The organism is Rhizobium sp. WW22 (genome assembly GCF_047041135.1).
In the GTDB taxonomy this organism is placed as follows: domain Bacteria; phylum Pseudomonadota; class Alphaproteobacteria; order Rhizobiales; family Rhizobiaceae; genus Rhizobium.
In genome coordinates this window covers 490133-515520 of the sequence record NZ_CP178199.1, presented here as the reverse complement: position 1 = coordinate 515520, position 25388 = coordinate 490133, and the positions used below count along the sequence as shown (strand labels likewise).

Genomic DNA, 25388 nt, shown 5'->3' with positions numbered 1-25388 from the left:
CTAACCTTGCCGTAGGCCAGCCGCAAAGCTCTTGATGGAGAGCGATCTCCTACTCATTCTGCTCATCTCGGCGATGAAGTCGAGGCCTTATCCGCAAATCGGGGATGCGTTTGGATGTAGTGCCAGAGTCGGCTGGCGATGGGTCCGTGCGGGCGGTCGCGGCGGCGTGCCGCCACAAGGTCGATATCCATGCCCGGGAAATGCTGTCCCGTGATGGAGAGCAGACGTCCGTCACGCAACTCCTCCTCGATCATGAAGCGGGGCAGATGCCCCCATGCCATGCCGCGAAGGACGATCTCCTTCTTCATCGCGTGATCGGCAACCGTGCATTGCGGTGCCCCCTCGACCACGTAGAAACTGGGTTTTGCAATATCGCGCGCCGTGTCTCGGATGATGCATTGGGTCAACCCACGCATTTGTTCGGGAGTGATCGATCGCGAGGGTGCGAATGGCAGGAATTCGGGAGCAACCACCGGCACGAAGGAGATCGCGCCGAGATCGATCCATTCGAGCCGCGGATCGGATTTATCGATCCAATGGAGGATCAGGTCGGCTTCGTCTTCGAAAAGCCGCTCGGATGGTCCGCCGATCGTCTCGAAATGCAGGTCGAGCCGCGTGTTCGCACAGCCGGCGAAGAAGCCGCCGAGCAATTGCAGGCCATCATGCAACGGGCAGGTGTCGCCAAGGATCACGCGCAGATGCGTCTCCTCTCCCATTGTGAGCTGACGGGCATGCACCCGTAGCGCTTCCATTTCGCCGAGCAGGGCCTGCGCCTTGCGATGAAAGGAGCGACCAGCTTCGGTGAGATCTACGCGATAGCCGGTACGATCGAGGAGGGCGACGCCGAGATTGGCCTCGAGCTTGGCGATCGCCGCAAACACGGCCGTATGCGACCGGTTCAACACGGAGGCTGCCGCTTGAAAGCCGCCTTCGCGGACCACCGCATCGAAACATTGGATTTCCTGGAGCGTGAATGGCTGCATTGTAGATTCTATTTACAATGATTTTCCAATCTTTTCAATTTTTTTGGAAGGAAGAGAGAATTAGCGTCGGACTGTTCTCGACCCCGCCCCGCTTTCCGGAACCAGATTCTGCGGCAATGCGGCAGGTGCCAACAACAAGAGAAGGACCATATCGATGACGAATAATTCCGCAGAACTCGCCACACTCAATCCCGAAGAGCCGGCCGCCCTGTCGTTCTTCACCACCGGCGATGGCGTCCGGATCGCCTACAGGATCGATGGGCGGGACGACCGCCCGGCACTAATCCTTGCCAATTCCATTGCGACCACCCTGCAGATGTGGGATCTCCAGATTCCTCAATTCGCCGAGCACTTTCGGGTCATCCGCTATGATTACCGCGGTCATGGCGGCTCGGACGTGCCGGCTGGCGCCTATTCCGACGGAAGGCTCGGCCGCGACGTGCTGGAGCTGATGGACTGGCTCGGGATTGAGAGAGCGCATTTTCTTGGCCTGTCCCTCGGCGGCTGGGTCGGCCAATGGCTTGCCATCCACGCACCGGAACGGATCGACCGTCTGATCCTCAGCAATACCTCTTCCTACCTCGGGCCCGCCGAAACCTTCGACAGGTCGATAGCCGCAACGCTCGCTGCGCCGGACATGAGCGAAGCCGCGGAGACCTTCCTCGGCAACTGGTTTCCGAAAGCGATGATCGCGGCGAACGGACCGGTTGTTCGCCAGTTTCGAGAGATGTTGCTGAACATATCGCGCAAGGGACTCGCTGGCCTGTTTGCCGCCGTACGCGATGCCGACATGCGCCGTACCAGCGCCCTCATCCAGAGCCCGACGCTCGTGATCGCCGGCGAGTTCGACACCGTGACGTCACACGCCATGGGTGAAGCAATCGCCAATACGATCCCCGGAGCGAGGTTGAAAACCTTCCCGACCGTACACTTCTCCAATGTCGAGTTTGCGCAAGCCTTCAGCGAAGAGGTTGTGGCGTTTCTCAACCAAAAATCCGCTTGAAATCCTGGTCGAGTCCGGACGAGCACCGCCTGCGAAACCTGGGCAGGCGGCGCTTGTCCAGGCCGAAAACTGCAGGCGAAGGGCAAGACGTCGCGGGTCGACGCTCGCTCGATAGTGGCCTTCTTGTTCCGACTTTCGGTTGAGTATAAGGATGGTGAAGCTTGGGATTGTCTTTACCGCGGGGCTCGCTGAATGACTTGGACGTCGCTATGAGGCAGGTGCCACATGTCACTTCCGCTGAGCGGATCGGCGTACTCGATGAGCTCAGGTTCCTGGCCGCACTTGCGGTGGCGCTCTTTCATTTCGGGTTCCGAGGCAAAACGCTTGGTTTTACCGAGATGAATCTTCCAGACTGGATATCCGTGTTGAAATACGGATATCTGGGCGTGCAGATGTTCTTCGTGATAAGCGGTTTCGTCATCGCCTACTCGGCGGAAGGGCGAACACCGGGGCAATTTGCTATCGCGCGCTTTGCGCGAATTTATCCAATGTTCGTATTATGCATGACATTGACGTCCCTGATCGTCGCCATCTATGGCGCGCCGCAGATCAACGCGACCGTTGCGCAATGGGCCGCTAATCTGCTCCTCCAGCCCGGACTGCTGGGGCAAGAGATCATGGACGGCTCCTATTGGTCGATCTCTTACGAGGTCGTGTTTTACGGTTGGGTTTTCGTTCTGATAAAACTGGGCGGTTTCAAGCCGCGGCTGTATCCAGCCATTGTTGTCGGCTGGCTGGTTGTTTCAACTGTAGATCGTGCTTTCTTTGCCAATCCTTTGATGCGTCATCTCGCGCTGACCGACGAAAGCGGCTTTTTCTGTATCGGCTTGGTTTTTTATGCCGCGTTTCGCGAAGGCTACACGCTTCGCAATTTCGTTTTGCTTGTCTTATCCGTTGCGGTTGCCCTGTACCAATCCTTGGAAATGACCCAATGGAATCGCGAAAATTACGGTGTGGACTATAGCGATCTGGTTGTTGTCTGTTCCTGCCTTGCCATTGTGGCAATTGTCGCCTTGGCAATAAAGCGACAGCGTTCGCTTTTGCCTGGAGGCATGATGCTCGCGCTTGGCGGCATCAGCTATCCCTTTTATCTACTGCATCAGCACATCGGTTACGTAATCTTCAATAAGGTCGGAGCGACGGCTTCGCCGGAAGCCGTTGTGACGATGACCGTACTGCTTCTGATAGGCATTTCATACCTGCTTTGGCGCTTCTTCGATGAGCCGTCCCGACGGCTGACCAGGTCAGTTTTGACGCGGCTATTTGAGAATGGGTTTTATCTACCTCGGCCGAAGAAAGGTATTTCCGAAGCGGAATGAAGATTCGCCGTGCGACGAGACGGTCATGGCAGTCTCCTTCAAAGGGAACTTTCCGCGCTCGTCGGTTCCGCTGGGCGCCCACTCAGAGCGCACAAAGCAATGACCATCGACCTTCCGGGAAGGCTTCAAAGCGATCGAACGACCCCACAAGACACTTCATATCGGTGGGTTTCCCGAGATTGGGCACCTTAGCGAAAACATCATCCCGGGCAAGAACCGCTTCCGCTGCGAGACCTGCGATATCAAGGATACGAACCGGCACGTCAACCGGCTCCGCCGCCAGATGGCGAAGGACGAGCCTTTGGGAACATGTAATACCGACGATCCGCCTCTCGGCATATGTATGGACCGATCTACAGGCCGGCCAACGCTCGATCGATCGCCGCCATCACATCTGCTCGCAAGGGTCCCTTTGCCAGGGCACCGGCGTTTTCCTCGACTTGGGCAACTGTACGGAAGCCGGGAATTGGCAGCGTGCGGGGCGAACGCGCCCATAACCAGGCAAGCGCACCCTGCGTAAGCGTGCGTCCGTCCTCGGTCAGCAGATTACGGACCGCCTCCAGGCGAGCAGCAAATTCAGGCGCGATCCTGCCGTCTTTGAAGTAGACCATCCAGTCAAGGCTCGCACCGCGCACATCCTTCTCGCCGATAGCCTTGTCAGGCGTGAACTTGCCGCTAAGAAGCCCCATGGCAAGCGGACCGCGATTGATGGAAATCAAGCCGTTGCGCTCGATGACATCGATCATCGCCGGAACCGGCTCGAAGACGTTCATCGTATGTTGAACCGAGACGAACCCTGCGCGATGCACATGACGTGCCGCACGATCGGGGTGGTCAGTGCTCCAGCCGAAGGCGTCAATCTTGCCTTCAGCCTTGAGCGTTTCGAGTGTCTCAAATACCTCGTCAGACGCTTCAAGCGGAAAATCGTTGAGATGGAACTGCAGCAGATCCAGACGATCGCGGCGCAGACGGCGCAAGGATGTCTCGGCGGACCGCCGGATAAAGGCGGGATCGGAGAAAGCGCCTGTCGCTTGCTTGGTCTTCTCGTCCGTCGCGAAGCCGAATTTGGTGGCGATGATGATATCGTCGCGATTGCCGAGCGCTCTGCCGACCACCTCTTCAGAATGCCCAGCCCCGTAATTCGAGGCAGTGTCGAAGAAGCGAATGCCGAGATCCACCGCCCGGTCGATAGCACGGATCGATTCATCGTCGTCGACTTCGCCCCAGCCGAGCGGCACATCACCAGCGTAAAACGGTCCGCCTATTGCCCAGCATCCCATGCCAAGGCGTGGAATTTCCAGGTCATTCCAGAGCGTTATTGTGGTCGCACTATCGGCTTTGGTCAGCATGTCATCCTCCACGATCATCCACCGTTACAGGCAGACATAGGCAGAGACGCCGGAGTGATAAACAGCCAAATCTGCAGGGTGTTTTTCATTCATGAAAAGCGGTGGTTCAACCGTTGCGAGGGGCGAGACGCAACCAAGACAGAGTTGAATGCCAGAAAGCCCCGAGGAAAGCGGACCGCTGCACCAGCGATCCGCTGTCGCGGCATTCATCATTCTTTCACAGCACCTGTCATCGACGAAACGTAGTAGTCGACGAAGAAGGAGTAGAGAATGACGACCGGCAGTGAACCGAATAATGCGCCGGCCATGAGCGACCCCCACTCGAAAACATCGCCGCGAACCAATTCCGTCAGAACACCGACCGGGATCGTTTTGTTTTCCGACGATTGAATGAAAGTGAGCGCATAGATGAATTCGTTCCAGGACAGCGTAAAGGCGAAGATGCCGGCCGAGATCAGCCCGGGTACCGCCAGGGGCAGAATAATTTTGACAAGGATCTGCCAGCGGCTAGCGCCATCGACCAGCGCACTTTCTTCCAGCTCGAAGGGTATCGACCTGAAATAGCCCATCAATAGCCAAGTGCAGAATGGAATGAGGAAGGTTGGATAGGTGAAGATGAGCGCAAGTCTGGAATCGTAAATTCCCAGCTTGAAGACGATGAAAGCCAAGGGAATGAACAGGATCGAAGGCGGAACGAGGTAGGCCAGAAAAATCAGCAGCCCGATCGAACGAGAGCCGGTAAAGCGCACGCGCTCGATTGCGTAGGCGCCAAAAATCGACGCCAGCAGCGACAGCGCCGTCGATCCCACCGCCACCAGTATCGTGTTCCAGAGCCAGCCTGGATAGGAGGTCTCGAAGAACAGGTACTTGATGTGATCGAGCGTCGGCTCCACGACCCAGAAGGGGCTGTAGTTATTGTAGTCGGTCAGCTGTGCGTTCGGCTTGATCGCCGTTATGGCCATCCAGTAGAAGGGAAACAGAAGAACGAAGACAAAGACCGCCATCGGCAGATAGAGCATGACGATACGGCGAGGCAGGCGGTTCAAGTAGCCCATGCCTTGGATGTCGTCGGTAAGAATGGGATTGGCCGTTTCGGTTTTTATGGTCATGGCGTTCTCCCGATCTCAGTCCTGTCCGCCCTGCTGCCATTTGCGGCGCTGCAGACCGAAGAAGCTGAACATGATGGCGGCAAGCAGGAAGGGGATCATTGCCACAGCGATTGCCGCACCCTCGCCGAGCTGACCGCCCGGGATGCCGCGCTGAAAAGAAAGCGTCGCCATCAGATGCGTCGCGTTGACCGGCCCGCCCTTGGTCAGCACATAGATCAACTGGAAATCCGTGAATGTGAACAGCACGGAGAACGTCATCACGACGGCGATGATCGGCGTCAACATCGGCAGCGTTACATACCGGAAACGCTGCCAACTCGTGGCGCCATCAAGGGACGCCGCCTCCTGAAGCGAAGCGGGAATCGTCTGCAGGCCGGCAAGCAGCGAGATCGCGACGAAGGGAATGCCGCGCCAGACATTGGCGATGATCACCGAGATCCGTGCATTGGTCGGATCGCCGAGGAAATTGATCGGACTATGGATCAGGCCAATTTTCATCAGGGACCACGAGATAATGGAAAACTGGGAGTCGTAGATCCACCAGAATGCCAATCCCGAAAGCACCGTCGGCACGACCCAGGGCAGGAGCACGATTGCCCGGAAGAAGGATTTGAATGGCAGGTGCTGATTGAGAAGCAGCGCCAGCCAGAGGCCTAGCACGAATTTCAAGACAGAAGCTACGAAAGTGTAGAGCAGGGTATTGAAGACCGACAGCCAGAAGACCGAATCATTGGCCAGGTATTGATAATTCTCCAAGCCGATAAAACTGCCGGCGCGCCCGATCCGCGTGTCAGTGAAACCGAGCCAGACCCCAAGTCCCAGTGGGTAGGTGAGAAAGCAAACCAGAAAGATGGCTGCCGGCAACATGAAGAGGAAGCCGAGCATATTGTTGTTCTGCATGAGCGATCTGATCGGGCCGCGCGTCGTATCGCCGGATGTCACGGTCGACATGGCATTATCTCCTGATGAACGGTCGCAGCATGCCGGCGCCGGCATGCTGCAGATCTTCTGGGGATCAAACCTTGTAATAACGGTTTGCGCGCCGCTCAGCCTCTTTCATCGCATCCTCCGGCGTCATCTGGCCGGTTACGGCGGCCGCGAACATGTCGACGAGCACGTAATCGGCCATCACACCTGCCGAAGCATAGCCGAGTGGGCCGGCATAGCCGTTCGGGCGCAGCGTTTCCGAGGCGCGTGCATAGGGTGCGTGGACGGGATCGGCGGTCCAGATAGGATTGTTGGCAAAGGCCTTCAACGGTTGGCAGCAATAGGCGCTTGATCCTTGGATCCAGGCGTTCATCTGGTCGCCTTCCATCATGAACTTGATATAGGCCTTGGCTGCTTCCGGATATTTGGTATGGCTGAATAGAACCAGCGAGCTCGTCTGGTGCAGTTCGACACTCTTGCCGACCGGGCCGATCGGGAAGTTTGTGGTTCTGATATCGGCCGCGATTTCGGCAAGCTTCGGATCTTTTTTAGCTGCGTAATAAACCGAAACGCCGTTTGCGATCAGCGATACCTGCCCGGCAAGGAAGGCCCGGTTGTTGTTGATGTCCTGCCAGCTTTCCGTGCCGGGGATGAAGGTTGCATAGAGGGCTTGCGCATAGTGGATGGCCGCCAGCGTTTCAGGGCTGTTGATGGTCACCTTGCCGCTTTCGTCCACCATCTTGCCGCCATGGCTCCAAAGCAGCCAATGGGCGTAATTGTTGCCGTCACCGACCGCCTTGCCATGCGGGAAGCCGGCGGGCGTACCTTTCGCCTTCATGGCCTTGCAAAGCTCAAGGAATCCCGCGGTATCCTTGGGGAATTCGCTGAAACCGGCGGCCTTGACATGGCTATCGCGATAAACGACGGCGTTGCCGATCGCCGTCAGCGGCATGGCGATGAACTTGTCGCCGCGGGTTGCATACCCGCGCACGCCGTCATACCAGCCGCCGTATTTATTGCCGAGATAGGTGGCGAGCTCCGTCAGGTCGACGAGTTTGTCAGGGTATTGATGAGCATCGTCGAACCAACACATCACCATGTCAGGCCCTGAACCGACATTGGCCGCGACGGCAGCCTTCGGTCGGATGTCCTCCCAGCTTTCCTTGTCAACACGAACCTCGACGCCCGTCGCCTCGGTGAATTTCTTGGTATTGGCAAGCCAGGCATCCTCGTCTCCCTTGACGAAGGGTGTCCAGCGAAGCAGCCGGAGACTTGCGCCCTTTTCGGGCGTGTAGCCCGGTTCGGCTTGGGCGAAAGATGGGCGTATACCGAGTGGCCCAAGGCCGGCGATGCCGGCGGCGGCGGCCGATGCGGCAAGAAAGTCACGTCTCTTGAATGGCATGATACTCCTCCTTTGAAAAACGGGAGCAAATTCCCCCGGCGCCCACCTTCCCGTTTGGTGAACGACGACTATCGCATTCGAACCGGCCGAATGCTTCCGCATCGATGGGTGAGCAGGAAGACTCCTCTTCTTCCGGCTCCGCACCGAAGCGGCATCAAATCGTCAATCTCTGACCGCTTTCGGCGTCGAAGAGATGGACATGCGGCACATCGATGGAAATGCGCAGCGTATCGCCGGGTTTGGCATTGATCCTCTCCCGGAAGATGCAGTTGACATCGCTGCCGCCGAACCGGACCGTCATCTGCGTTTCATAGCCCGTCGGTTCGATCACGATGATTTCCGCAGGCAGCCCCTCGGCATCGAGCGTGATGTATTCCGGACGCAGCCCATAGACGAGGTCGCGCGCCCTGGCGCCAGCGGGCGGGTTTGCGATGGGTAGGACAGTTCCGTCCGACGCGATGAACCGACCATCGCTCTCCGTATCGAGGCGGCCTTTGATCATGTTCATCGCCGGCGAACCGATGAAGCCCGCGACGAAAAGATTGGCAGGCGTGTCGTAGAGATCCAGCGGCTTTCCCACCTGCTCCACGACGCCATCATGCATGACGACGATCTTGTCGGCCATCGTCATGGCCTCGATCTGATCATGCGTGACGTAGACGGTCGTGGTGCCGAGACGTTGGTGAAGCTCCTTGATTTCGGCGCGCATGGCAACCCGGAGCTTGGCGTCAAGATTGGAAAGCGGTTCGTCGAAGAGGAAGACCTGGGGATCGCGCACGATCGCGCGGCCCATGGCGACACGCTGGCGCTGACCGCCGGAAAGCTGGCGGGGATAGCGGTCGAGAAGTTTGGTCAGCCCCAGGATTTCCGCCGCCTTCTTGACGCGCTGGTCCATGTCCGCTTTCGGCGCGCGTTTGAGCATCAGCGAGAAAGCCATGTTCTGGGCCACCGACATATGCGGATAGAGCGCATAATTCTGAAACACCATGGCTATGTCGCGGTCGCCCGGCGCCATTCCATTGACCACGCGATTGCCGATACGGATCTCGCCGGCGGAAATATTCTCGAGCCCGGCAAGCATTCTGAGAAGCGTGGACTTTCCGCATCCGGACGGTCCGACCAGGATCACGAATTCCCCGTCCGCAATATCGATATTCACACCCTTGATAACCGGGAACGCCCCGAATGATTTCCTGACATCGACAAACTCGACACCTGCCATAAAAGCTCCTCCCAGAACCTTTCATCTGTCTGACTTGCGGTCAGCCCTCCTCCGAGGCACGAACCGCCAGAATGCATTAATCCGACTTCGACGTCCTATCCCCCGCCGCCGACCGGCATCTTTATGTCTCTCACGTGCATCTCAGCCATATCTCCTCATACTGGCCAGATCAGACAGGATTGCCGCTCGCCAGTTGAACCTTGGTCGTGTCGTAAATACGCGTCAGATGATGCTCGAACGCCGCAACGACGGCATCTTGGTCATGGCGAGCGAGCGCCTCAAAGATCGCCAGATGATCGCTGTAGCTCGCCTCGACGGCACCCGGCTTGGCCATGGCGTGGCGGCGGTAATTCATCATGTAAGTGTATAAATCGGTGACGAAGGCAGCGAGGAGCGGGTTTCCGCAGGCCCGATAGATGGCCACGTGGAATTCGCGGTCGCAGATCAGGAAACGCATCGCATCGTCGCCCCCGAGACGCTGGGCCTCCAGCAGCGCCTGCAGCTTTGCCAGGGTGACGTCATCGATGCGCGCGGCGGCGTCGCGGACAACCTTGAGTTCGATGTGAAGACGGGCAGCGTGGACGGATTCCAGATCATAGCCGTCGATTGCGTTGGGAGAGGCGATCGTCACCGTAATATGGCTGAGATCGACCTCACAGACGCGGCTGCGGCTGCCATGCGAAACTTCGATAATGCCCTGCGCGGCGAGCGCCTGAATAGCGCCACGCACCGTTTCGCGGCTGACATGAAGAACGTTGGCCAATTCACGCTCGCCCGGCAGCTCGTCACCCGGTCGCAACATGTTGGTGGCGATCAGGACCATCAGCTTCTCGGCGATGACATCACGCGCCGTTCGGCGGGCGAGACTCCGCGCGATATTCGGCACCTCGGTCAAGATCGGACTTTCGTCCATAGCGCCCCCCGGTCCACTGGTTGGTCCAGCAGATCAGTTAATTAAAGATCGTTGAGGAAATCCGTCAAGACAATTTCGTTGCCGCAACCGACGGTGCGACGAGCTAGGTCTTGATTCCACAATTAACCCGATCAAAAAAGCGCTGCCGCCTTGGTCTTACGTTAAGCCAATCGGAGGCGGTTTTGCGGAACTGCGTCGAGGTCAGCGTCGCATATGCGATTTCGTCCCGCAGCTTTCGCCAGATACAGTGCTCGGTCAGCCTCCCGACAAAGGCTCGCAAGTTCAGTCCCGTGGAAAGCTCTTGCAACCCCGCCACTTATCGTCACCGTAATCTCGGGACCAAGTGTAGGAAAGCGGAGTTCGGCCACGGTCTTGCGGATCCGCTCCGCATAGAATAACGCGTCCCCCACCTTTGCCGGAAGGAAGACGATAAACTCTTCTCCCCCTTGGCGCGCTAGCAACGCCCCTTTCGGTAAGGTTGACTGCACCGCCTGCGCCATCGTTGAAAGAACCTCGTCGCCCGCTGCATGCCCCCAGCGATCGTTCAATTGCTTGAAATGATCTATGTCCAGAAAAAGAACCGCGTCTCCGGGATGTGGCTGGCTAGGCGCGTTTGCATTAAAAAAGCGACGATTATAGAGGCCTGTGAGGTGATCGCGGTCAGCAAGATTTTTAATCTTGGCATGTTGACGCTCGCTGATGAAGATCACGATTGCAATCGCAAGCACGAACTTGGAAATGATCATCAGGAGGAAGCCGTTAGCCACAGCGAGCACAGGAAAGGACCTGGTGGAGAATTCCAGTGCCATAATTAACGAAAGCAGACTGGCGGCGGCAAGCAGTCCTACAATCAACCTGCGGATCGGCAGCGGCTCACGATATGCATCCCGAAACACGACAACAGCGGTAGCAGCCATCGTCAAACAACCGAGAACCGTGAAAGTTGTCGCCCGGTAGGTGTTAGTCAGATGGAATGCTGTGATCAATCCAGCAGCCAAAGTTCCGATTGCTGGCAGGAATACAAGCCATGGGTTGATTTTACGATCGGGATCGCTGATCAGGACAAAGGCCAAGGCAAGAAGGCAATACCCCAGAACCCCAAGCGCGATATTGAAAAGACTTAGCAGGCCATAAAGCGCGGGATAAAGCTCTGCATACCCCGCCAGTGTCGATCCCGCAGCAAGGACCACAAAGCTCGCTGCGAGAAGCCCAACCCCACGGCTTTCCGCCGAGGTGAGCCGCAAATAGCCCAAAGTCAAAGCGCCAGCAATATAGGACGTTTTCTGCAAGAAGAGGACAGTCGGAAGATCAAGTTCGCTGGTCATTCAACACCAAGGGGTCATTCGTCATCACCGCAATATCCAGTATTCTTGAATTTTTTGCGAATATCCCAAGAGGAGTGGAATTTTGTTCTAATTCTGATGGCTTTCTAGAATTACAATTGATGTGAAGGGCGATCTCGTATCGCCCCTCGTCGGTTAGGCAGGGCGATCGCATATGAACTGAGGTAGGTTCACTGGCCGGGAATTTTCCGCCCTGCTGCCGTCGGTTGCCAATCGGCGCTTCGACATTGCTGTGGCGGTGATCGGAGCGACCGAGGCAGGCAGGAGAAGGTCGCTTTCTCTGATGCCTATCTCACTTACATGCCTTTTGCGGCGAGGAGCTATTATGGAACAGCTATGCGTTTTCTCGCCGCTTGCCTTCACTGCTGTCTAGAGGACGATGCGTCCTCCCATCGCGGCCGAGCGCTTGATGGCCTCAATGACTTTCAATGTCTCCAAGCCTTCCCGGCCGCTGACTAGAGGAGCTTCCTCGCCCCGGATAACGCTGCAGAACTGACGAATCTGCATGACAAGCGGATCCTCGTTTTCGAATGCGGCTCTGTCGCGCTCAAATGCCTCGGTCCAGCTTCGCTTCTCGGCATTGCTCCATATTTCCAGCGACGGCACGGCCAGAGATCCGTGTGTTCCGCCGATCATGTAGCAAATCTCCTGAGTTTTCGGATAGGCGGGATTTTCTCCCGTCGTCATCTCCCAACTCCATGGCGCGACAACGGAATCGGACACGGAAGCAGTACCGAGAACACCGCTTTTGAACTCGATGAGGATAACAGCAGTTTCCTCGACGGCATTGCCTCGCACAGCGTTGGATTCACGCGCCTGGACCGCGTTTATATCGCCGCAAAGGAAACGGAGGTTATCGATGTCGTGAATTAGGTTGAGGAAGACCGGCCCCGCTCCACGCTCTCGCCGCCAGGGGATGTCAAAGTATTCGTCCGGCTTGAACAGCCAGAACATCGCATTCACGATCAGGATCCGACCGAGCGTCCCGCTGTCGATAATCTCCTTCGCTTTCTGCATCATCGGATTATGCCGGCGGTGATGTCCCGTCAGCAGCGCCACGCCTTTGGCCTCAGCCATTTGCACAAGCTTCTCGCCGGCAGCGATATCGTCCGCGATCGGCTTTTCGATCAGCGCCGGGACGCCCGCTTCCACGGCTTCCAACCCATTTTGAACATGCACCTGGTTCGGCGTTGCGATGATGACTCCGTCGGGGCGCTCGGAAATCATCATGTCGGCAAAACTGGGGAACCATCTGACACCAGCCTCACTCGCGATCGCCTGGCCGGCTGGCGTGGGATCCACAACTGCCATCAGCTCTGCGGCGGGCTCTTCCATCACGTGCTTGATATGACGCGTGCCGATCAGCCCCGCCCCAAGGACTGCCAGCTTGACCCGGCTCGCCATCGCTATCAGTCCTTCTTCGCAGTCTTGAGCATGGTCGCAACTCTGCGGATGCCGAGTTGATAGCCTTCGGTGCCGAGACCAGCGATGACGCCATCGGCCCGGTGGGACACGAAGGAATGGTGGCGAAAGCTCTCGCGCTTGTGGACGTTGGAGATGTGGATCTCGATGACGGGGCCTTCGAAGGTATTCAGTGCGTCGAGGATAGCGAGCGAAGTGTGCGTGAACGCGGCCGGGTTGATGACAATGCCGGCGCCGTCCTCGCGTGCCTGGTGGATCCAGTCGATGATCTCGTATTCGCGGTTGCTTTGATGGAAACGGATCTCGTGCCCCAGCTCCGATGCCAACTTTCGGCAGTCCGCCTCTACGTCAGCCAACGTCTCGTGCCCGTAGATATGTGGTTGGCGCTTGCCGAGGAGGTTTAGGTTTGGTCCGTTGAGAACGTAGATGATGCTCATTGCATTTATCCTTGTTGGGCGTTGCAGGGATCAGGCGAAGGCTATGTCCTGAAACGCGAAGTTTGGGTCGGATTCGTAGAGATCTGCGCGGAGCCCGAGCCGGCCGGTTTCCAGTGCGGAAGCCGCGACGTCACGCGCAGCTTCGAGCACCGATTTCAGCAGCTCTCGTTTGACCTCCGCAGGACGGCCCGGGGCCATGCGTACAATTATCTGCACGAAGTGGTTGTCGGGATGTTCGTCCCCGACGCAGGAGACGGTGGCTTCTCTAGCGAAGGTGCGCACCACGGTTGGCTTGACCAGCCCTCCGTCGCGGACCCGGCGATGAACAGCGCGGGTCAGCTCTTCGATGGCGACGCGTTCCGCTGCGCCTCGGCTGTAGTCGATGATAATATGCGGCATGGAGTAGTCCCCCGATCAGGCTGTCACCCTGCATAGCTCGTCGAAATGGCGCGACATTCGTTCCGTATCGGGCGACAGGCCTGTGAAAAGCTCGAAGGCTGCGGCCGCCTGAAACACGGTCATTCCTCCGCCTGGGAGCGTTCGGCACCCCTTCTGCTTTGCCAACGCAAGGAGCTCGGTCACCAACGGCATATAGACAATATCCGCCACCCAGTGATGATGCTGTATCCAATCGGGATCTATCGGAAGCCCCGGATGGCTTGGCATACCAGTCGGCGTGGCGTGGATCAGGCCATCTGCGCCGGCGAGCGCAGCACCGACGTCCCGGACCGACCTTGCAACCTCTCCTGAAAATCTCTCGTTGAGCTGGTCGGCGAGCGTGGAGGCGCGGCGCTCGTCCTGATCAAAGATCGAGAGCTTTTCTATGCCGAGTTTCACGGCAGCGTGCGCAACGGCCACCCCAGCGCCGCCAGCGCCAAGCAGAACAGCATGAGCCTTCGCGACGTCGGGCAAGCCGCGCTCGAAATTCTTGTAGAAGCCATACCAGTCGGTGTTGTGTCCGATCCGCTCGCCGTTCTGAAGCACGACCGTGTTTACGGCCCCAAGCATCTTAGCGTCCTCGGACAGGCGGGTCAGATGAGGCAGCACGGTCTGTTTGCATGGATGGGTGATGTTGGTTCCGGCAAAGCCGCGGCTTTCCAGTTCGTTCAAAAGATCTGGCAGCGCGGAAGAAGGCAATCCGCGCTCCGCCAGGTCCACGAGCTCGTACTCGTAATCAAGCCCCAGGTGGCGCCCTTCCGTTTCATGGAGCGCCGGCGACTTTGACATCTGGATGTCGGCGCCAATGAGGCCGACCAGGAATTTGTTGTTGTCCATATCTCTGCCCGATCAGTGATGCGCAAGGATTTCGCCGAGAAATGCCTTCGTCCGTTCATGCGTGGGGTTCTTGAAGAAGGTTTCGGGCTCCGCCTCCTCGATGATCTCTCCGGAAGCCATGAAGATGACCCTGTCAGCAACTTGCCGGGCGAAGCCCATTTCATGGGTCACGCAGATCATGGTCATGCCGTCTCTTGCGAGGCCGATCATGGTGTCGAGAACCTCTTTGACCATTTCGGGATCCAAGGCGGATGTAGGCTCGTCGAAAAGCATCGCTTTCGGCTCCATGCACAGGGCGCGCGCGATGGCGACGCGCTGCTGCTGCCCGCCGCTGAGTTGTGCCGGATACTTTTCCGCCTGATCGAGGATGCGAACGCGCTCGAGATATTTTCGTGCCAACTTCTCCGCGTCGGCGCGGCTTGCGCCCCGCACTCTCATGGGTGCAAGCGCGCAGTTTTGTAGGACGGTCATGTGCGGGAACAGATTGAAGTTCTGGAAAACCATTCCGACTTCACGTCGAATGGCGTCGACCGCCTTGGCGGTGCCGTCCAGCAGTTGACCTTCCACCACGATCTTGCCGCCCTGAATCAGTTCAAGAGCGTTGATACAGCGGATCAGAGTGGACTTGCCGGAACCGGACGGTCCGCAAAGGACGATCTTCTCTCCCTTACGAACCGACAGATTGATGTTCTTCAGGGCATGGAAGGCGCCGTACCATTTCTCCACTTTATCAAGGGATATCAAGGTCGACTGATCATTGGGAGAATTGAGCACGGCGCCCTCCATTTATGCTTTACTTGACCGTAAATGGGATGTTGGGGATGGATTCAGGGAACTTGGGAAGATCGATTGCCATCCACTTCTTGGTGATGGCTGCGAGTTCCCCGTTGCCCTTTATCTTATCGAGGAAGGCGTTGACGGTCTCGTTCCAGTCCTTCTCGCCGAGTCGCGTTCCCACGCCGTTGTAAGTCGTCAGGAAGTCGATCTTGCGTTCATAGGTGCCGGCGCTGGCTGCATCGAGCCTCTGCCCGTAGAACTGATTGCCGCCCACTGCCTTTACCTGTCCGGAGATCAGGGCCTGGATAGTGGCCGCGTCATCGTCGAAGCGGCGGATGGTGGCCTTCGATCCGACCGCGTCGGTTACGGCCTTGTCCTGCGAGCTGGACTTCGGCACGCCTATTTCCCAACCAGCCACATCGGCCGGCGATTTCACGGCGTCGGCTTTGGCGGCATAAAGCGAAATCGTGTTGGCCGCATAAGGTTTGCTATACTGGATCGCCTTGGCGCGCTCTTCCGTCATTGCCATCGTGGCGAAGAGAATATCGACCTTGCCGGTCGTCAGCGCGGGAATACGGTTCGCTACCGCGAGCGGTTGGAACTGGACTTTCACGCCGAGCTCCTTGGCGAACAGCGTGGCCACGTCGGCGTCGAAGCCGTCCTGTTTACCGCTCGAGTTCACAAAGCCCCAAGGCGCGTTGTCGCCCTGAATGCCCACGACGAGCGTTCCCTTCGACTTGATCTCCTCAACAGATGCCGCGTTGGCTGCCGCAGCGCCAATGGCGGCGAAGGTAGCGGTTGCCAGCGCTAGACCGAGAAATTTCCGACGATTGGTATTCATTGCACTTTCCTCCTCTTGTGCTGTTTACTTCTCCCGAAGCAGGTTTAGCGGGCGGCTTTTGCCATCCGTTTCTCAAGGCCGCTTCCGACGTGGGAAAGAGGCCAGCAAATCATGAAGTAGATTATTCCGACGATCCCGAAGACGAGCAGCGGGCGGTAGGTCTGGTTCGATATGATCTGGCCAGCCCGGGTCAGCTCGATGAAGCCCACGATCGCAGCAAGCGACGTCCCCTTAATGAGCTGCACGAGAAAGCCGATGGTCGCAGGCATCGAAATCTTCAAAGCCTGTGGCAAAACCACGTCCTTCATTCGGGAGACGTAATGCAGGCCAAGAGCGTTCGCGGCTTCGGTCTGCCCTTTGGGAACGGCTTCAATCGAACCGCGCCATATCTCGCCGAGGAAGGCGCTTGCGTGGAGAGTGAACGCGATCGCGACAGCGACCCAGGCGTTGACGTCGATGCCAAGCAAGGCAACGCCGTAGTAGACGACAAAGAGCTGCATCAGGAGCGGCGTGCCCTGGAAGAGCGCGATATAGCCGGATGATGCAAGCCGGGCGAACCGATGCTTCGACGTGCGCGCAAGCGCGATCAAAATGCCGAACACGCCCCCGCCGATAAAACCGATAACCGCCAGCAATACGGTCCATTTCAGACCCTGAAGGATGAAGAACAGCTCGTTTTCGCCGATGGGACCCATGAGCGCCTCCTATCGAGTCGGATAGTTGAAGTAGGAACGGGAGATCAGGGCGAAGATTCCCATCATCAGGCTTGAGATGACCAGATAGATTGCGGTCACCGTGAAGTAGACTTCGAAGCTTCGGAACGTATCCGACTCGATGCGTTGCGCCGCGGAAGTCAGTTCATATGCGGCGATCGAGGTGCACACCGACGTGGTCAAGGTCAGCATCACGAACTGGCTCGTCAACGAGGGGTAGATCGCTCGCAGTGCCGGCTTCAGAACGATGAGCCGGAAGACGTCGGCCTTATGCAGCCCGAGCGCAAAACCGGCTTCGATCTGTCCCTTGCTGATGCTCTCAACGCCCCCGCGGATGATCTCGATAGCGTAGGCGCCTCCGTTGATCCCCAGCGCGATGATTGCGGTTACCGTCGGGTTCAGGCGGATACCCATAAGCGGAAGGGCGAAGTAGATGAAGAAGATCTGCACCAGGAACGGCGTGTTGCGGACGACTTCGACGAACGCGATCACCGGAGCGCGAACCCACGCGGTCTTCGAGGTTCTTGCTGCAACGCCCAGGATTCCGATCACGAGAGCGAGCAGCATCCCGGCGAAGGCGAGACCCAAAGTTCCGAGCGAACCCCAAAACAATTCCGGGGCGCGGTCGAAGACCGCGCCAAAATCAAACCTGTAACCCATCTGCTGGCTTCCTCCCTTCGGCGCAGCTCTCGCCTCGCCGCCGCCGCGATCACTGACCCGGCTTAAATATTCGTAAGGCCCCTTCGAACAGGCGTTTCAAATGCTCCCCCGCGTCTGCCGAGCCTGAAAGAGGTACTTCGACCGAGACCGATGCTGCCCCGTTGGCTATCGCGACCAGTTCGCCCAAGGGCAATTCGCCCTCGCCAGGGGCAAGACGCTTGCCTCGGGCCTCAGCGATCATGGCCTCCGCCGTGCTCGGAGCGGGTCCGATGACGTCGCACAACTGAACATGCTTGACCCTATCGATCTCGTCGCGCAGCGACGTCAACGTTCCGCCGTTCCTGAAGAAATGAACTCCGTCAACGAGTGCGCCGGCATTGGATGCGCCGCTCGATTTCAGAAGATTGACGCTGTCAGCGAAGGTTCTGACCGTCCGCCAACCCATGTTCTCGATATCGACTGCCAATCCGTAGCCGCTTGCAAGGCTGCAGAATTCGGTGAAGTTCGACTGCAGCCTGCTCCGCTCCGGATCGTCGCCGCACACGCTTAGACGCCTGGCACCGATGTTCGCAGCCGCGGCCACTACGGGCTCCAGAGACAAGGCATTGAACGATGGGTCGATGACAAAGAACTCAATATCGAAAACCTCGAGCGCTTCGCCGCGCAGTACGGCTTTAAATTCTTCCGCTGCGCGGCCGCCTACAGGCAGCTCGTAGTATGGCGCTCCAGGAAATGCCGGATTCAGCCTCAGCCCAATTCTGGAAAAGCCCGCCCCCGCTGCAGCCTTCGCAAAATCGCTCGGCGCTAGGGAGATGGCGGAGAAGTGCGCTACGCCAATCTGTTGCTCTGATTTCGATCCAGGCGTCACCATCACACGATCCCTTTCGTCGCGAGATGATTTCGAAGGTTCGTTCCCGTGCGGTGGATGTGCTGTCGCAGTTTCTCGGTGGCGTATTCAATGTCCCGCGCGACCGCTCCTTGCGCAATCTCGCTGTGCTCCTGCCCGACGTTCCGGTCGCCGGAAGTCCTGATGAGGAAGACCCGGCGGTATCGGTCATTCAAGTTCAGCAAGAGGCCGCAGAAATGCAGCAGAAGCGGTTTGCCGCAACCGGAAATGAGTGTGAGATGGAATTCCCGGTGAAGGGTCTCCCATTGCTCGAGCGTCTCAGGTCGTGAGGCATCTCGTTCCGTGCGGTTCAGGCGATGGAGCGAGCGCATTATATTGCCCTCCCACTCGACATCGCCGATACGCATGGATTCCCGCAGCGCGAAGACTTCGAGCTCTTCGCGGAGCGTCGTGATTTCCTCCAGATTCGCCAGCGAGATCGGAGCTACGCGATAGCCGCGGTTGTCCTGAAACTCCACCAGGCCGTCGGAGATCAAGCGCGCAAGCCCCTCCCTCAGAGGGCTTAAGCTGACGTTGAACGTGCGGCGCGCCTTGTCGAGATTGATCTTGCTGCCGGCCTCCAGCTCACCAGAGATGATCGCCTCGCGCAGACGCGACGCCAACTGGCTTCCGATCGTGTTCTTGCCATCATCGGAAAAACCCGCGGACGCTATTTCCTCGTCTGTCATTGGCGCAGAGGCGCTGTCGTCGGTCGAGCTCATCCCTACCCCCTAACAATTCTGATCAACTGTCGATGATCGATATGATAAACGATTATTTATGTCAACGAGAAAGCGAGGAAGAGCCCGTTTTGTAGCTAAAACACGATCGCCTTCCCGATTCAATATAATGAATTCAGTAAGTTAATGTAATGCAGAGCCAATTTTCCTCCCACCAATGGAAAAAGTCGTCGTAACATTCATTGACAGATAATCGATTATTTTTAATAGTCAGCGCCAGTGGAGGTGCCCTTATGACCATAAAAACTGAAAGCGAGTTGACGCCTGCCGTCCTCGCGGTGATGAACAAAACCGAGGATCCACGTCTGCGAGAAATCCTCGTGGCAATGGTGAAGCATCTCCATGCATTCGTGCGGGAGGTGAGATTGTCCGAAGTCGAGTTCCGCGAAGCCACGGCGATACTCAACGAGATCGGACAACTGCAGACGGACAGCCACAACGAGTTTGTTCTCATGGCCGGATCTCTCGGCGTGTCCTCGCTGGTTTGCCTTTTGAACAACGGCGACGGTGGCCAGACGGAGACGTCGCAGTCTCTTCTCGGCCCGTTCTGGCGCCTGAACTCTCCCCGTGTCGAAAACGGCGGCACGATCATCCGCTCCGACACGCCAGGCACGCCGCTTTATGTCCGCGCCAGGGTCGTAGACCGGGACGGCAGGCCGATCGCGGGTGCCGAGGTCGATGTTTGGCATGCTTCTCCTGTTGGGCTCTATGAAAATCAGGACCCCGATCAGGCTGAGATGAACCTTCGGGGCAAGTTCACCACGGACGCCGACGGCCGCTTCTGGTTCAGTACCGTGAAGATGGTCGGATACCCGATCCCGGTCGATGGCGTCGTCGGCCGACTGCTAAAAGCGCAGGGACGTCATCCGTACCGACCAGCGCATCTTCACGCCCTGATCTTCAAGCAGGGATACAAAACACTGATTTCCCAAGTCTTCGATCCGAGCGATCCCAACATCGATTCCGACGTTCAGTTCGGAGTGACGGCAGCCCTGACCGGCGACTTCGTCCGCCATGACGAATCGCATCCGTCCGAACCCGGCATCGAGGGGCCCTGGTTCTCGCTCGACTACACCTACGTCATGGAGCCCGGCGAAGCCGTGCTGCCGCGCCCGCCAATCAAATAACCAACGACAGAGCCAAACCGATGATCACAGAACAGGAACGCCGAGAGGCGGCCAACGCCCTTCTGAAGGCAGAAATTGACCGCAAGCCAATCGTTCAACCGAGCAAGACCTACCCCGGTCTTGAGCTCGAAGACGCCTACAAAATTCAAGCGCTCTGGGCGGAGGCTCGGACTGCTAGGGGTGCTCGGGTCGTCGGCCACAAGATCGGCCTGACGTCGCGCGCGATGCAGATGGCATCCAAGATGACCGAGCCCGACTATGGTGTCATCCTCGACGACGCCCTCTACAACGACGGAGCGCAGATCAAGGCGGAGCTCTTTATCAAGCCCCGCCTCGAAGTCGAGCTCGCCTTTGTGATGGGCGAGGATCTCGAGGGGCCTGGAACGCGGATCTACGACGTGATGAGGGCGACTGAATTCGTAGTCCCGGCTCTCGAGATCATCGACTATCGCACCGAGGTTCCAAGGGCGATCACCGACACGATTGCCGACAATGCCGCTTTCGGAGCGATCGTTGTTGGCGGGCGCATCATTCGCCCAATGGACGTCGACATCCGCTGGGTAGGCGCCACCCTCTCGAAGAACGGCATTATCGAGGAATCCGGTGTTTCTGCAGCGATCATGGGCCATCCGGCAGCCGGGATCGCCTGGTTGGTAAACAAGCTCCATGCTGTGGGCGGCGGTTTGAAAAAGGGGCAGATCGTGCTGGCCGGCTCTTTCACCCGCCCTGTGGACATAGCCCAGGGCGACGTGATCCAGGCCGACTACGGTCCCGTCGGCTCAATTGGCGTCTCATTCGTGTGAGGATGTAATGGAACTCCCCGTCAACAGCTTCAAGCGAAAACTCCAGGCCGGTCAAAGTCAGATCGGATTGTGGTGCGGCCTTCCGGGCAGCTATACAGCGGAAATCGTCGCACCGTCCGGTTTCGACTGGCTGCTTTTCGATACCGAACATTCTCCCAGCGACGTTCTTACTGTGCTTCCACAGTTGCAGGCGGTCGCGCCGTACGACGTCGCCCCCGTGGTTCGCCCAGCCTTTAACGACCCCGTATTGATCAAACGTTTTCTGGATATCGGCGTCCAGACGCTTCTCATTCCATATGTGCAGAATGAACAGGAGGCGAAGGCGGCCGTGGCGGCGGCGCGTTACGCACCGCGAGGTATCCGCGGCGTATCCGCCCTCACCCGCGCCACCCGTTTCGGGCGCGTGCCGAGCTACGCGCAGACCGCCGAACAGGAAATCTGCCTCTTGCTGCAGATCGAGACGCGAGAGGCGCTCGATCGGCTTGAAGCCATTGCAGGGGTCGACGGAGTCGACGGGATCTTCATCGGTCCGGCAGACCTTGCAGCCAGCCTCGGTTATCCCGGCCAACCGGGACATTCCGAGGTAGTTTCGGCAATCGAGAATGCGATCGAGCGCTTGAAAGCCGTCGGTAAGCCCTCGGGCATCTTGACGCCTGACGAGAAGTTTGCGGCTCGCTGCATTGCGCAGGGAACGCTGTTCACCGCTGTTGGCGTCGATGTTGCTCTCCTTGCCAGAGGATCGGAAGCACTTGCGTCCAGGTTTTACCACTAGAGCCGGATGATTTTAGGTCTGTTCGACCTAAAATCTGAATCCGCTCTAGACTCAAAGAAGTAGAGCCGGGTTTCGTCCGAAAACCGCCTACACTTTTCGGTATCACGCTCTGGGGGAGACGTAGCATGTTCAGTCTGGAGCAGGTCCGGTCGGAAATAGCGTCGGCTGGATCCATTAGGGCCGCCGTCAATATGTCGAACGCAGCATTGATCCGCTGGGACGAAAACGCGGGCGCCTTAGTAGGCCCGAGCGCGGAAATTGCGGATAGGATCGCCCGCGAACTTGATCGGGGGCTTTCCCTCATACGATACGGATCCGCGGCGGATATCCTTTCCGCTGCGGACGGCGGCGAGTGGGACATCGCCTTCATTGCGTCAGACCCATCAAGAACCGATCGCTTCAGCTTCTCGCCCCCCTACATCTCGGTCGAGGCCACCTACCTGGTTCCGGTAACTTCATCCTACCGGACGGCGGACGAGCTGGATACCACTGGAATTCGCATCGCTTCCGCGCGTAGCGCAGCCTATACGAAGCAGCTTGAGCGAACACTCAAGCGAGCGACGGTGCTGCATGTCGACAGCCCCACGGCGGCCCTCGACTTTCTCTCAAACCGAGAATGCGACGCGGCGGCTGGACTGACCGAATTCCTCTTCAACGCCTCGGAGCGGATGGAAGGCTTCCGGGTGGTAGATGGAGTGTTTTCGCAAATTCCTCAGACCATCGCGGTGCATAAACGGGCCACTAACGCCTCGCTCTTCCTCGCGGACTTCGTGCGGCGGCTCGGCGGTGCGGATGCTGGGGAAGAAAAAAACGGAGTTCCGTGAACCCTGCCTCTACGCATAAACCCTGCGCGGGCACAGTTTACCTCTAGATCAGCCGAACGCGCCGTGCCGCCACAACCCGATAAAGCGGATCACCCCAGACCAGTTGTTCCTGTAATGCCGAAAAGACCAAGCTAATGTCGTGTTCGTCGTTGGAGGCCACGGCCGTGGCCCTTATCTCTGGCCAGTCCGGTACCCGCATTTCACGCATCGCCTGAAGCGCTTCGGCGGTCGGAAGCGCCGGGAAGCCGATTTTCGGAACGAGTGTGGCAATCACCTGCCAGAAGGCACGGTAGAGCGGCAGGGGATCATCCAGATGCGGCGCGACCAGCCGAGCCCAATGCAAGCCGGTAACGGCGTGGAGCGCCGAGAAATCCATAGTCGAGGCGAATAGGGCGAGCGCCGTCTCCGCCATGCGCTTTGGCGTCGCTTCATCAATGCGCAAACGATCGATCACCGGCGGAAAGTCCGGTAAGGCGGCGACTTCGCGTATATTATGCCAGAGAAGATCGGTCTCAGGCACATAGTCATGTGCGCCGGCAACATCATTCATCGCAGCGAGAATTGCTGCCGGATCGTCCGTGTCGGGCTCTATTCCAGTCGGACCCGGCAAGGGCAGATAACAGGTCGCCCAGTATCCGAGCGCCGTTCCCACTTCCTTCGTGTCGCTGTTGGGTACCGCGTAGGCCAGCCGCATCAGCGGGTGCAGCGCACTACCAGCGACGCCCTGGATCAACCGAGGCAAATAATGGCGGATCGCGGCATCGGTTCCGAGCCGTTCGACTTCGGCGATGAAATAGGCACGATAATCGGATTCCCGCGTCCGGTCACCCAGCGCCGCATCCCAACGCGCACGCTCGATCGGAGCCACGGCCGGCGGCGCGGGTACAAGCTGGTTCGCCACGCGGTAAATCTCATACCATTCGTCGAGACGCTCAGGGGATGCGCCCATGCGATCGAGTGCCACGAGGACCATCGGAGCGTGATTGGCTAACAGATAGGGAAATTCCACACTCTCACACCGGGTCTTCTCCAGAACTCGGCCGAGCGGAAACGCTGGTATGATTGTCATGATGACACTTCCTTTATGCCTTCAAGGTCTCCACCGTGGCCGCGCGGATCGAAATGATGCTCCTGATAGGCCGCAAGGTCACGGAGAAAATCGTCGGCCGCCTCATGAAAGAGACCGCCCGCCACCGCATCGACGATACGCGGTAGACCGTATTTCATGCCAGTCACACCGTTACTGATCGGGCCGAGGCTGGCAAGGGCCGAGCAGTTGAACAAATGGTATGCGACAGCCAGCCATGGGTCGCGGCATTCTTCGGTGTGAGTTCGAAGCCGCGCCCGAGATAAGGATGGGCCGCGATCTCGGCCGATGCCTCGCCATCCGGCGGCGTGAAGCGATCGGACCAGAAAGCCACATGCGACGCGATGCTCTTCAATTCGGCGCGCCGGGTGAAATCGATCGTATAACCGGTACCAAGCAGAAGATGATCGGCGCTGAATGTACCGCTGTCGCTTTCGATCACAACCCGCCCGGCATCCAATGTCACGGACCGCACCTTGTGGCCTAGCGCCATCGTGAAACGCGGATTGGACACGACGCGGTCGAACTGATCCTGTGTCGGCGGGATCTTGAAGCCATTGTAGAGCCGGATATAGCGCCATTTCTGTAGGTCCGACAGGTCACCGAAATGACCAAGGAAGCCCGGAAAATTGGTCCAGGCCAAGACTTCCGTCCGGCCGAAATTGCGTGAGCGGCCGATCATAACAACGCTTTTTGCGCCCTTTTCCAAAGCCGTTGCCGCCCAGTCGAAGCTGGAAGTCGCCGAACCCAGAATGGCGACATCTCGATCCTTGAGATGGCCATCGTCTGCGATCTCGGCACTATGGGTCCAATATGGCTTGGGCAAGGTACGAACGACATCGGGAATCATCGGCGCGCCGCCGCCATCAATACCGGTCGCCAGCACAAGCCGACGGCATTCGATCTCTTGCGTTTCACCGTCCGCTTCAAGCACAAGCCGCAGCCAGCCGTCGACTTGCGAGATACCGGCAAGGCTCTTGCCGTTGGCCACATCCGGCTTCGTCACCGCACGATACCAGCCGAGATAGGCCATCCAGTCTTGCCGTGACATCTTGTCGAGGCTTTCGTAGGCGTCTGTGCCATAGACCGCTTCGTACCAGGCGTGCGGCGTCAGCGACGGCAGGCCGAAATCCGGCCCCGCGAGATATTTCGGCGAGCGCAGCGTCTTCATGCGCGCGCAGCCGATCCAAGGCCCTTCCCGCCCCGTCTCGGCCTTGTCGATCACCCGAACGCCCACAATGCCGCGCCGTTTCAGGCCGAAGGCGATAGCGAGCCCCGACATGCCGGCCCCGCAGATCACGACATTATAGCGTGCGACGCGAGCAGGTCCTGGCTCTGGTGCTGAAACCCAGACCCGCCCGAGCGCTTCCGTCGCCTCCATTTCGCCGACAAGCCGTTTTTCGAGCGTTTCAAGTCGCGATATGCTGAGAGCGCCATTCATGTTCGATCCTGAC

27 protein-coding genes and 1 pseudogene are annotated in these 25388 nt (G+C 58.3%); 7 read left to right on the top strand and 21 right to left on the bottom strand.

The genetic code is table 11. From position 1 onward, the window contains the following. Window positions 1-62: 62 nt before the first annotated feature. Window positions 63-983 carry a LysR family transcriptional regulator gene (locus ACK83U_RS21340; protein WP_112608549.1) on the bottom strand — a complete coding sequence of 307 codons (921 nt, stop codon included), beginning with the start codon at window positions 981-983 and terminating at the stop codon, window positions 63-65. 154 nt (window positions 984-1137) lie between these two features. Between ACK83U_RS21340 and ACK83U_RS21335 the strand changes: the two genes are divergently transcribed. After that, a complete protein-coding gene (locus tag ACK83U_RS21335) occupies window positions 1138-1986 on the top strand; it encodes an alpha/beta fold hydrolase (protein ID WP_112608547.1) in 849 nt (282 codons plus the stop codon). A gap of 209 nt (window positions 1987-2195) precedes the next feature. Then, window positions 2196-3305 carry an acyltransferase family protein gene (locus ACK83U_RS21330; protein WP_112608545.1) on the top strand — a complete coding sequence of 370 codons (1110 nt, stop codon included), beginning with the start codon at window positions 2196-2198 and terminating at the stop codon, window positions 3303-3305. Between the two features lie 353 nt (window positions 3306-3658). On the opposite strand, the gene ACK83U_RS21325 is transcribed toward ACK83U_RS21330, so the two are convergent. The 7 genes from ACK83U_RS21325 to ACK83U_RS21295 form a co-directional block, all read right to left on the bottom strand. After that, window positions 3659-4654, bottom strand: a complete 996-nt coding sequence (locus ACK83U_RS21325; protein WP_112608541.1) for an aldo/keto reductase — start codon at window positions 4652-4654, stop codon at window positions 3659-3661. Window positions 4655-4863: 209 nt separating this feature from the next. Further along, window positions 4864-5763, bottom strand: a complete 900-nt coding sequence (locus tag ACK83U_RS21320; RefSeq protein WP_112608537.1) for a carbohydrate ABC transporter permease — start codon at window positions 5761-5763, stop codon at window positions 4864-4866. Window positions 5764-5778: 15 nt separating this feature from the next. Beyond that, window positions 5779-6714 (bottom strand): carbohydrate ABC transporter permease, encoded by a 936-nt coding sequence (locus tag ACK83U_RS21315; protein WP_041678257.1) that lies wholly within the window; start codon window positions 6712-6714, stop codon window positions 5779-5781. 64 nt (window positions 6715-6778) lie between these two features. After that, window positions 6779-8092 (bottom strand): ABC transporter substrate-binding protein, encoded by a 1314-nt coding sequence (locus tag ACK83U_RS21310; RefSeq protein WP_112608535.1) that lies wholly within the window; start codon window positions 8090-8092, stop codon window positions 6779-6781. A gap of 154 nt (window positions 8093-8246) precedes the next feature. After that, window positions 8247-9314 carry a sn-glycerol-3-phosphate ABC transporter ATP-binding protein UgpC gene (locus tag ACK83U_RS21305; RefSeq protein ID WP_112608533.1) on the bottom strand — a complete coding sequence of 356 codons (1068 nt, stop codon included), beginning with the start codon at window positions 9312-9314 and terminating at the stop codon, window positions 8247-8249. Between the two features lie 169 nt (window positions 9315-9483). After that, the gene (locus tag ACK83U_RS21300; protein WP_112608531.1) at window positions 9484-10227 is read right to left on the bottom strand and encodes a FadR/GntR family transcriptional regulator; all 744 of its coding nucleotides are present in this window, start codon (window positions 10225-10227) and stop codon (window positions 9484-9486) included. A gap of 161 nt (window positions 10228-10388) precedes the next feature. Next, window positions 10389-11552, bottom strand: a complete 1164-nt coding sequence (locus tag ACK83U_RS21295; protein ID WP_112608529.1) for a GGDEF domain-containing protein — start codon at window positions 11550-11552, stop codon at window positions 10389-10391. Window positions 11553-11739: 187 nt separating this feature from the next. Here ACK83U_RS21295 and ACK83U_RS21290 point away from each other — a divergent pair. Continuing rightward, window positions 11740-11864, top strand: a pseudogene (locus ACK83U_RS21290) (transporter substrate-binding domain-containing protein); the annotation flags it as partial. Window positions 11865-11939: 75 nt separating this feature from the next. Here ACK83U_RS21290 and ACK83U_RS21285 read toward each other — a convergent pair. Genes ACK83U_RS21285 through ACK83U_RS21240 form a run of 10 tightly spaced genes read right to left on the bottom strand, consistent with a single transcriptional unit; the run spans window position 11940 to window position 19303 of the window. Beyond that, entirely contained in the window at window positions 11940-12974 is a 1035-nt protein-coding gene (locus ACK83U_RS21285) for a Gfo/Idh/MocA family protein (protein WP_112608527.1), read from the bottom strand. Between the two features lie 5 nt (window positions 12975-12979). Then, window positions 12980-13429 carry a type II 3-dehydroquinate dehydratase gene (gene aroQ / locus ACK83U_RS21280; protein WP_112335959.1) on the bottom strand — a complete coding sequence of 150 codons (450 nt, stop codon included), beginning with the start codon at window positions 13427-13429 and terminating at the stop codon, window positions 12980-12982. Window positions 13430-13459: 30 nt separating this feature from the next. After that, the gene (locus tag ACK83U_RS21275) at window positions 13460-13828 is read right to left on the bottom strand and encodes a 5-carboxymethyl-2-hydroxymuconate Delta-isomerase (protein WP_112398875.1); all 369 of its coding nucleotides are present in this window, start codon (window positions 13826-13828) and stop codon (window positions 13460-13462) included. A gap of 15 nt (window positions 13829-13843) precedes the next feature. Further along, the gene (locus ACK83U_RS21270; RefSeq protein ID WP_112608525.1) at window positions 13844-14704 is read right to left on the bottom strand and encodes a shikimate dehydrogenase; all 861 of its coding nucleotides are present in this window, start codon (window positions 14702-14704) and stop codon (window positions 13844-13846) included. Between the two features lie 12 nt (window positions 14705-14716). Beyond that, complete coding sequence (locus ACK83U_RS21265) at window positions 14717-15490, bottom strand: amino acid ABC transporter ATP-binding protein (RefSeq protein WP_162708053.1); 774 nt, start codon at window positions 15488-15490, stop codon at window positions 14717-14719. Between the two features lie 7 nt (window positions 15491-15497). Beyond that, complete coding sequence (locus ACK83U_RS21260; RefSeq protein WP_184369511.1) at window positions 15498-16322, bottom strand: transporter substrate-binding domain-containing protein; 825 nt, start codon at window positions 16320-16322, stop codon at window positions 15498-15500. A 44-nt stretch (window positions 16323-16366) separates the two neighbouring features. Further along, window positions 16367-17017 (bottom strand): amino acid ABC transporter permease, encoded by a 651-nt coding sequence (locus ACK83U_RS21255; protein ID WP_112410279.1) that lies wholly within the window; start codon window positions 17015-17017, stop codon window positions 16367-16369. A 9-nt stretch (window positions 17018-17026) separates the two neighbouring features. Beyond that, entirely contained in the window at window positions 17027-17695 is a 669-nt protein-coding gene (locus ACK83U_RS21250) for an amino acid ABC transporter permease (protein WP_112335962.1), read from the bottom strand. A 49-nt stretch (window positions 17696-17744) separates the two neighbouring features. Further along, window positions 17745-18566 carry a sugar phosphate isomerase/epimerase family protein gene (locus ACK83U_RS21245; protein WP_112608521.1) on the bottom strand — a complete coding sequence of 274 codons (822 nt, stop codon included), beginning with the start codon at window positions 18564-18566 and terminating at the stop codon, window positions 17745-17747. Next, complete coding sequence (locus ACK83U_RS21240; protein ID WP_112608519.1) at window positions 18566-19303, bottom strand: GntR family transcriptional regulator; 738 nt, start codon at window positions 19301-19303, stop codon at window positions 18566-18568. Before ACK83U_RS21240 ends, ACK83U_RS21245 begins: the two co-directional genes overlap by 1 nt. A gap of 251 nt (window positions 19304-19554) precedes the next feature. Here ACK83U_RS21240 and ACK83U_RS21235 point away from each other — a divergent pair, with 251 nt between their 5' ends. The 4 genes from ACK83U_RS21235 to ACK83U_RS21220 all read left to right on the top strand — a co-directional run bounded on the left by ACK83U_RS21235 (window position 19555) and on the right by ACK83U_RS21220 (window position 22847). Next, a complete protein-coding gene (locus ACK83U_RS21235; protein ID WP_112608517.1) occupies window positions 19555-20448 on the top strand; it encodes an intradiol ring-cleavage dioxygenase in 894 nt (297 codons plus the stop codon). A gap of 20 nt (window positions 20449-20468) precedes the next feature. Continuing rightward, window positions 20469-21251 carry a 2-oxo-hept-4-ene-1,7-dioate hydratase gene (gene hpaH / locus ACK83U_RS21230; protein WP_112608515.1) on the top strand — a complete coding sequence of 261 codons (783 nt, stop codon included), beginning with the start codon at window positions 20469-20471 and terminating at the stop codon, window positions 21249-21251. A gap of 7 nt (window positions 21252-21258) precedes the next feature. Continuing rightward, window positions 21259-22023, top strand: a complete 765-nt coding sequence (gene hpaI / locus ACK83U_RS21225) for a 4-hydroxy-2-oxoheptanedioate aldolase (protein ID WP_112608513.1) — start codon at window positions 21259-21261, stop codon at window positions 22021-22023. A gap of 125 nt (window positions 22024-22148) precedes the next feature. Next, on the top strand, window positions 22149-22847 hold the full coding sequence (locus tag ACK83U_RS21220; protein ID WP_112608511.1) for a transporter substrate-binding domain-containing protein: 699 nt from the start codon (window positions 22149-22151) through the stop codon (window positions 22845-22847). A gap of 43 nt (window positions 22848-22890) precedes the next feature. On the opposite strand, the gene ACK83U_RS21215 is transcribed toward ACK83U_RS21220, so the two are convergent. From ACK83U_RS21215 to ACK83U_RS21205, 3 genes are read right to left on the bottom strand one after another with little or no spacing between them, the layout of a single operon-like run. Further along, a complete protein-coding gene (locus ACK83U_RS21215) occupies window positions 22891-23916 on the bottom strand; it encodes a questin oxidase family protein (protein ID WP_112608509.1) in 1026 nt (341 codons plus the stop codon). Continuing rightward, window positions 23913-24074, bottom strand: a complete 162-nt coding sequence (locus tag ACK83U_RS21210; RefSeq protein ID WP_412474994.1) for a hypothetical protein — start codon at window positions 24072-24074, stop codon at window positions 23913-23915. Before ACK83U_RS21210 ends, ACK83U_RS21215 begins: the two co-directional genes overlap by 4 nt. A gap of 5 nt (window positions 24075-24079) precedes the next feature. Beyond that, entirely contained in the window at window positions 24080-25375 is a 1296-nt protein-coding gene (locus tag ACK83U_RS21205) for an FAD-dependent oxidoreductase (RefSeq protein WP_412474993.1), read from the bottom strand. Window positions 25376-25388: the final 13 nt, after the last annotated feature.

What these genes read in the sequence shown, in the direction of transcription:
- ACK83U_RS21340 (WP_112608549.1), bottom strand. Translation starts at nt 983, where the DNA reads ATGCAGCCATTCACGCTCCAGGAAATCCAATGTTTCGATGCGGTGGTC.
- ACK83U_RS21335 (WP_112608547.1), top strand. Translation starts at nt 1,138, where the DNA reads ATGACGAATAATTCCGCAGAACTCGCCACACTCAATCCCGAAGAGCCG.
- ACK83U_RS21330 (WP_112608545.1), top strand. Translation starts at nt 2,196, where the DNA reads ATGAGGCAGGTGCCACATGTCACTTCCGCTGAGCGGATCGGCGTACTC.
- ACK83U_RS21325 (WP_112608541.1), bottom strand. Translation starts at nt 4,654, where the DNA reads ATGCTGACCAAAGCCGATAGTGCGACCACAATAACGCTCTGGAATGAC.
- ACK83U_RS21320 (WP_112608537.1), bottom strand. Translation starts at nt 5,763, where the DNA reads ATGACCATAAAAACCGAAACGGCCAATCCCATTCTTACCGACGACATC.
- ACK83U_RS21315 (WP_041678257.1), bottom strand. Translation starts at nt 6,714, where the DNA reads ATGTCGACCGTGACATCCGGCGATACGACGCGCGGCCCGATCAGATCG.
- ACK83U_RS21310 (WP_112608535.1), bottom strand. Translation starts at nt 8,092, where the DNA reads ATGCCATTCAAGAGACGTGACTTTCTTGCCGCATCGGCCGCCGCCGCC.
- ACK83U_RS21305 (WP_112608533.1), bottom strand. Translation starts at nt 9,314, where the DNA reads ATGGCAGGTGTCGAGTTTGTCGATGTCAGGAAATCATTCGGGGCGTTC.
- ACK83U_RS21300 (WP_112608531.1), bottom strand. Translation starts at nt 10,227, where the DNA reads ATGGACGAAAGTCCGATCTTGACCGAGGTGCCGAATATCGCGCGGAGT.
- ACK83U_RS21295 (WP_112608529.1), bottom strand. Translation starts at nt 11,552, where the DNA reads ATGACCAGCGAACTTGATCTTCCGACTGTCCTCTTCTTGCAGAAAACG.
- ACK83U_RS21285 (WP_112608527.1), bottom strand. Translation starts at nt 12,974, where the DNA reads ATGGCGAGCCGGGTCAAGCTGGCAGTCCTTGGGGCGGGGCTGATCGGC.
- aroQ (WP_112335959.1), bottom strand. Translation starts at nt 13,429, where the DNA reads ATGAGCATCATCTACGTTCTCAACGGACCAAACCTAAACCTCCTCGGC.
- ACK83U_RS21275 (WP_112398875.1), bottom strand. Translation starts at nt 13,828, where the DNA reads ATGCCGCATATTATCATCGACTACAGCCGAGGCGCAGCGGAACGCGTC.
- ACK83U_RS21270 (WP_112608525.1), bottom strand. Translation starts at nt 14,704, where the DNA reads ATGGACAACAACAAATTCCTGGTCGGCCTCATTGGCGCCGACATCCAG.
- ACK83U_RS21265 (WP_162708053.1), bottom strand. Translation starts at nt 15,490, where the DNA reads ATGGAGGGCGCCGTGCTCAATTCTCCCAATGATCAGTCGACCTTGATA.
- ACK83U_RS21260 (WP_184369511.1), bottom strand. Translation starts at nt 16,322, where the DNA reads ATGAATACCAATCGTCGGAAATTTCTCGGTCTAGCGCTGGCAACCGCT.
- ACK83U_RS21255 (WP_112410279.1), bottom strand. Translation starts at nt 17,017, where the DNA reads ATGGGTCCCATCGGCGAAAACGAGCTGTTCTTCATCCTTCAGGGTCTG.
- ACK83U_RS21250 (WP_112335962.1), bottom strand. Translation starts at nt 17,695, where the DNA reads ATGGGTTACAGGTTTGATTTTGGCGCGGTCTTCGACCGCGCCCCGGAA.
- ACK83U_RS21245 (WP_112608521.1), bottom strand. Translation starts at nt 18,566, where the DNA reads ATGGTGACGCCTGGATCGAAATCAGAGCAACAGATTGGCGTAGCGCAC.
- ACK83U_RS21240 (WP_112608519.1), bottom strand. Translation starts at nt 19,303, where the DNA reads ATGAGCTCGACCGACGACAGCGCCTCTGCGCCAATGACAGACGAGGAA.
- ACK83U_RS21235 (WP_112608517.1), top strand. Translation starts at nt 19,555, where the DNA reads ATGACCATAAAAACTGAAAGCGAGTTGACGCCTGCCGTCCTCGCGGTG.
- hpaH (WP_112608515.1), top strand. Translation starts at nt 20,469, where the DNA reads ATGATCACAGAACAGGAACGCCGAGAGGCGGCCAACGCCCTTCTGAAG.
- hpaI (WP_112608513.1), top strand. Translation starts at nt 21,259, where the DNA reads ATGGAACTCCCCGTCAACAGCTTCAAGCGAAAACTCCAGGCCGGTCAA.
- ACK83U_RS21220 (WP_112608511.1), top strand. Translation starts at nt 22,149, where the DNA reads ATGTTCAGTCTGGAGCAGGTCCGGTCGGAAATAGCGTCGGCTGGATCC.
- ACK83U_RS21215 (WP_112608509.1), bottom strand. Translation starts at nt 23,916, where the DNA reads ATGACAATCATACCAGCGTTTCCGCTCGGCCGAGTTCTGGAGAAGACC.
- ACK83U_RS21210 (WP_412474994.1), bottom strand. Translation starts at nt 24,074, where the DNA reads ATGAAATACGGTCTACCGCGTATCGTCGATGCGGTGGCGGGCGGTCTC.
- ACK83U_RS21205 (WP_412474993.1), bottom strand. Translation starts at nt 25,375, where the DNA reads ATGAATGGCGCTCTCAGCATATCGCGACTTGAAACGCTCGAAAAACGG.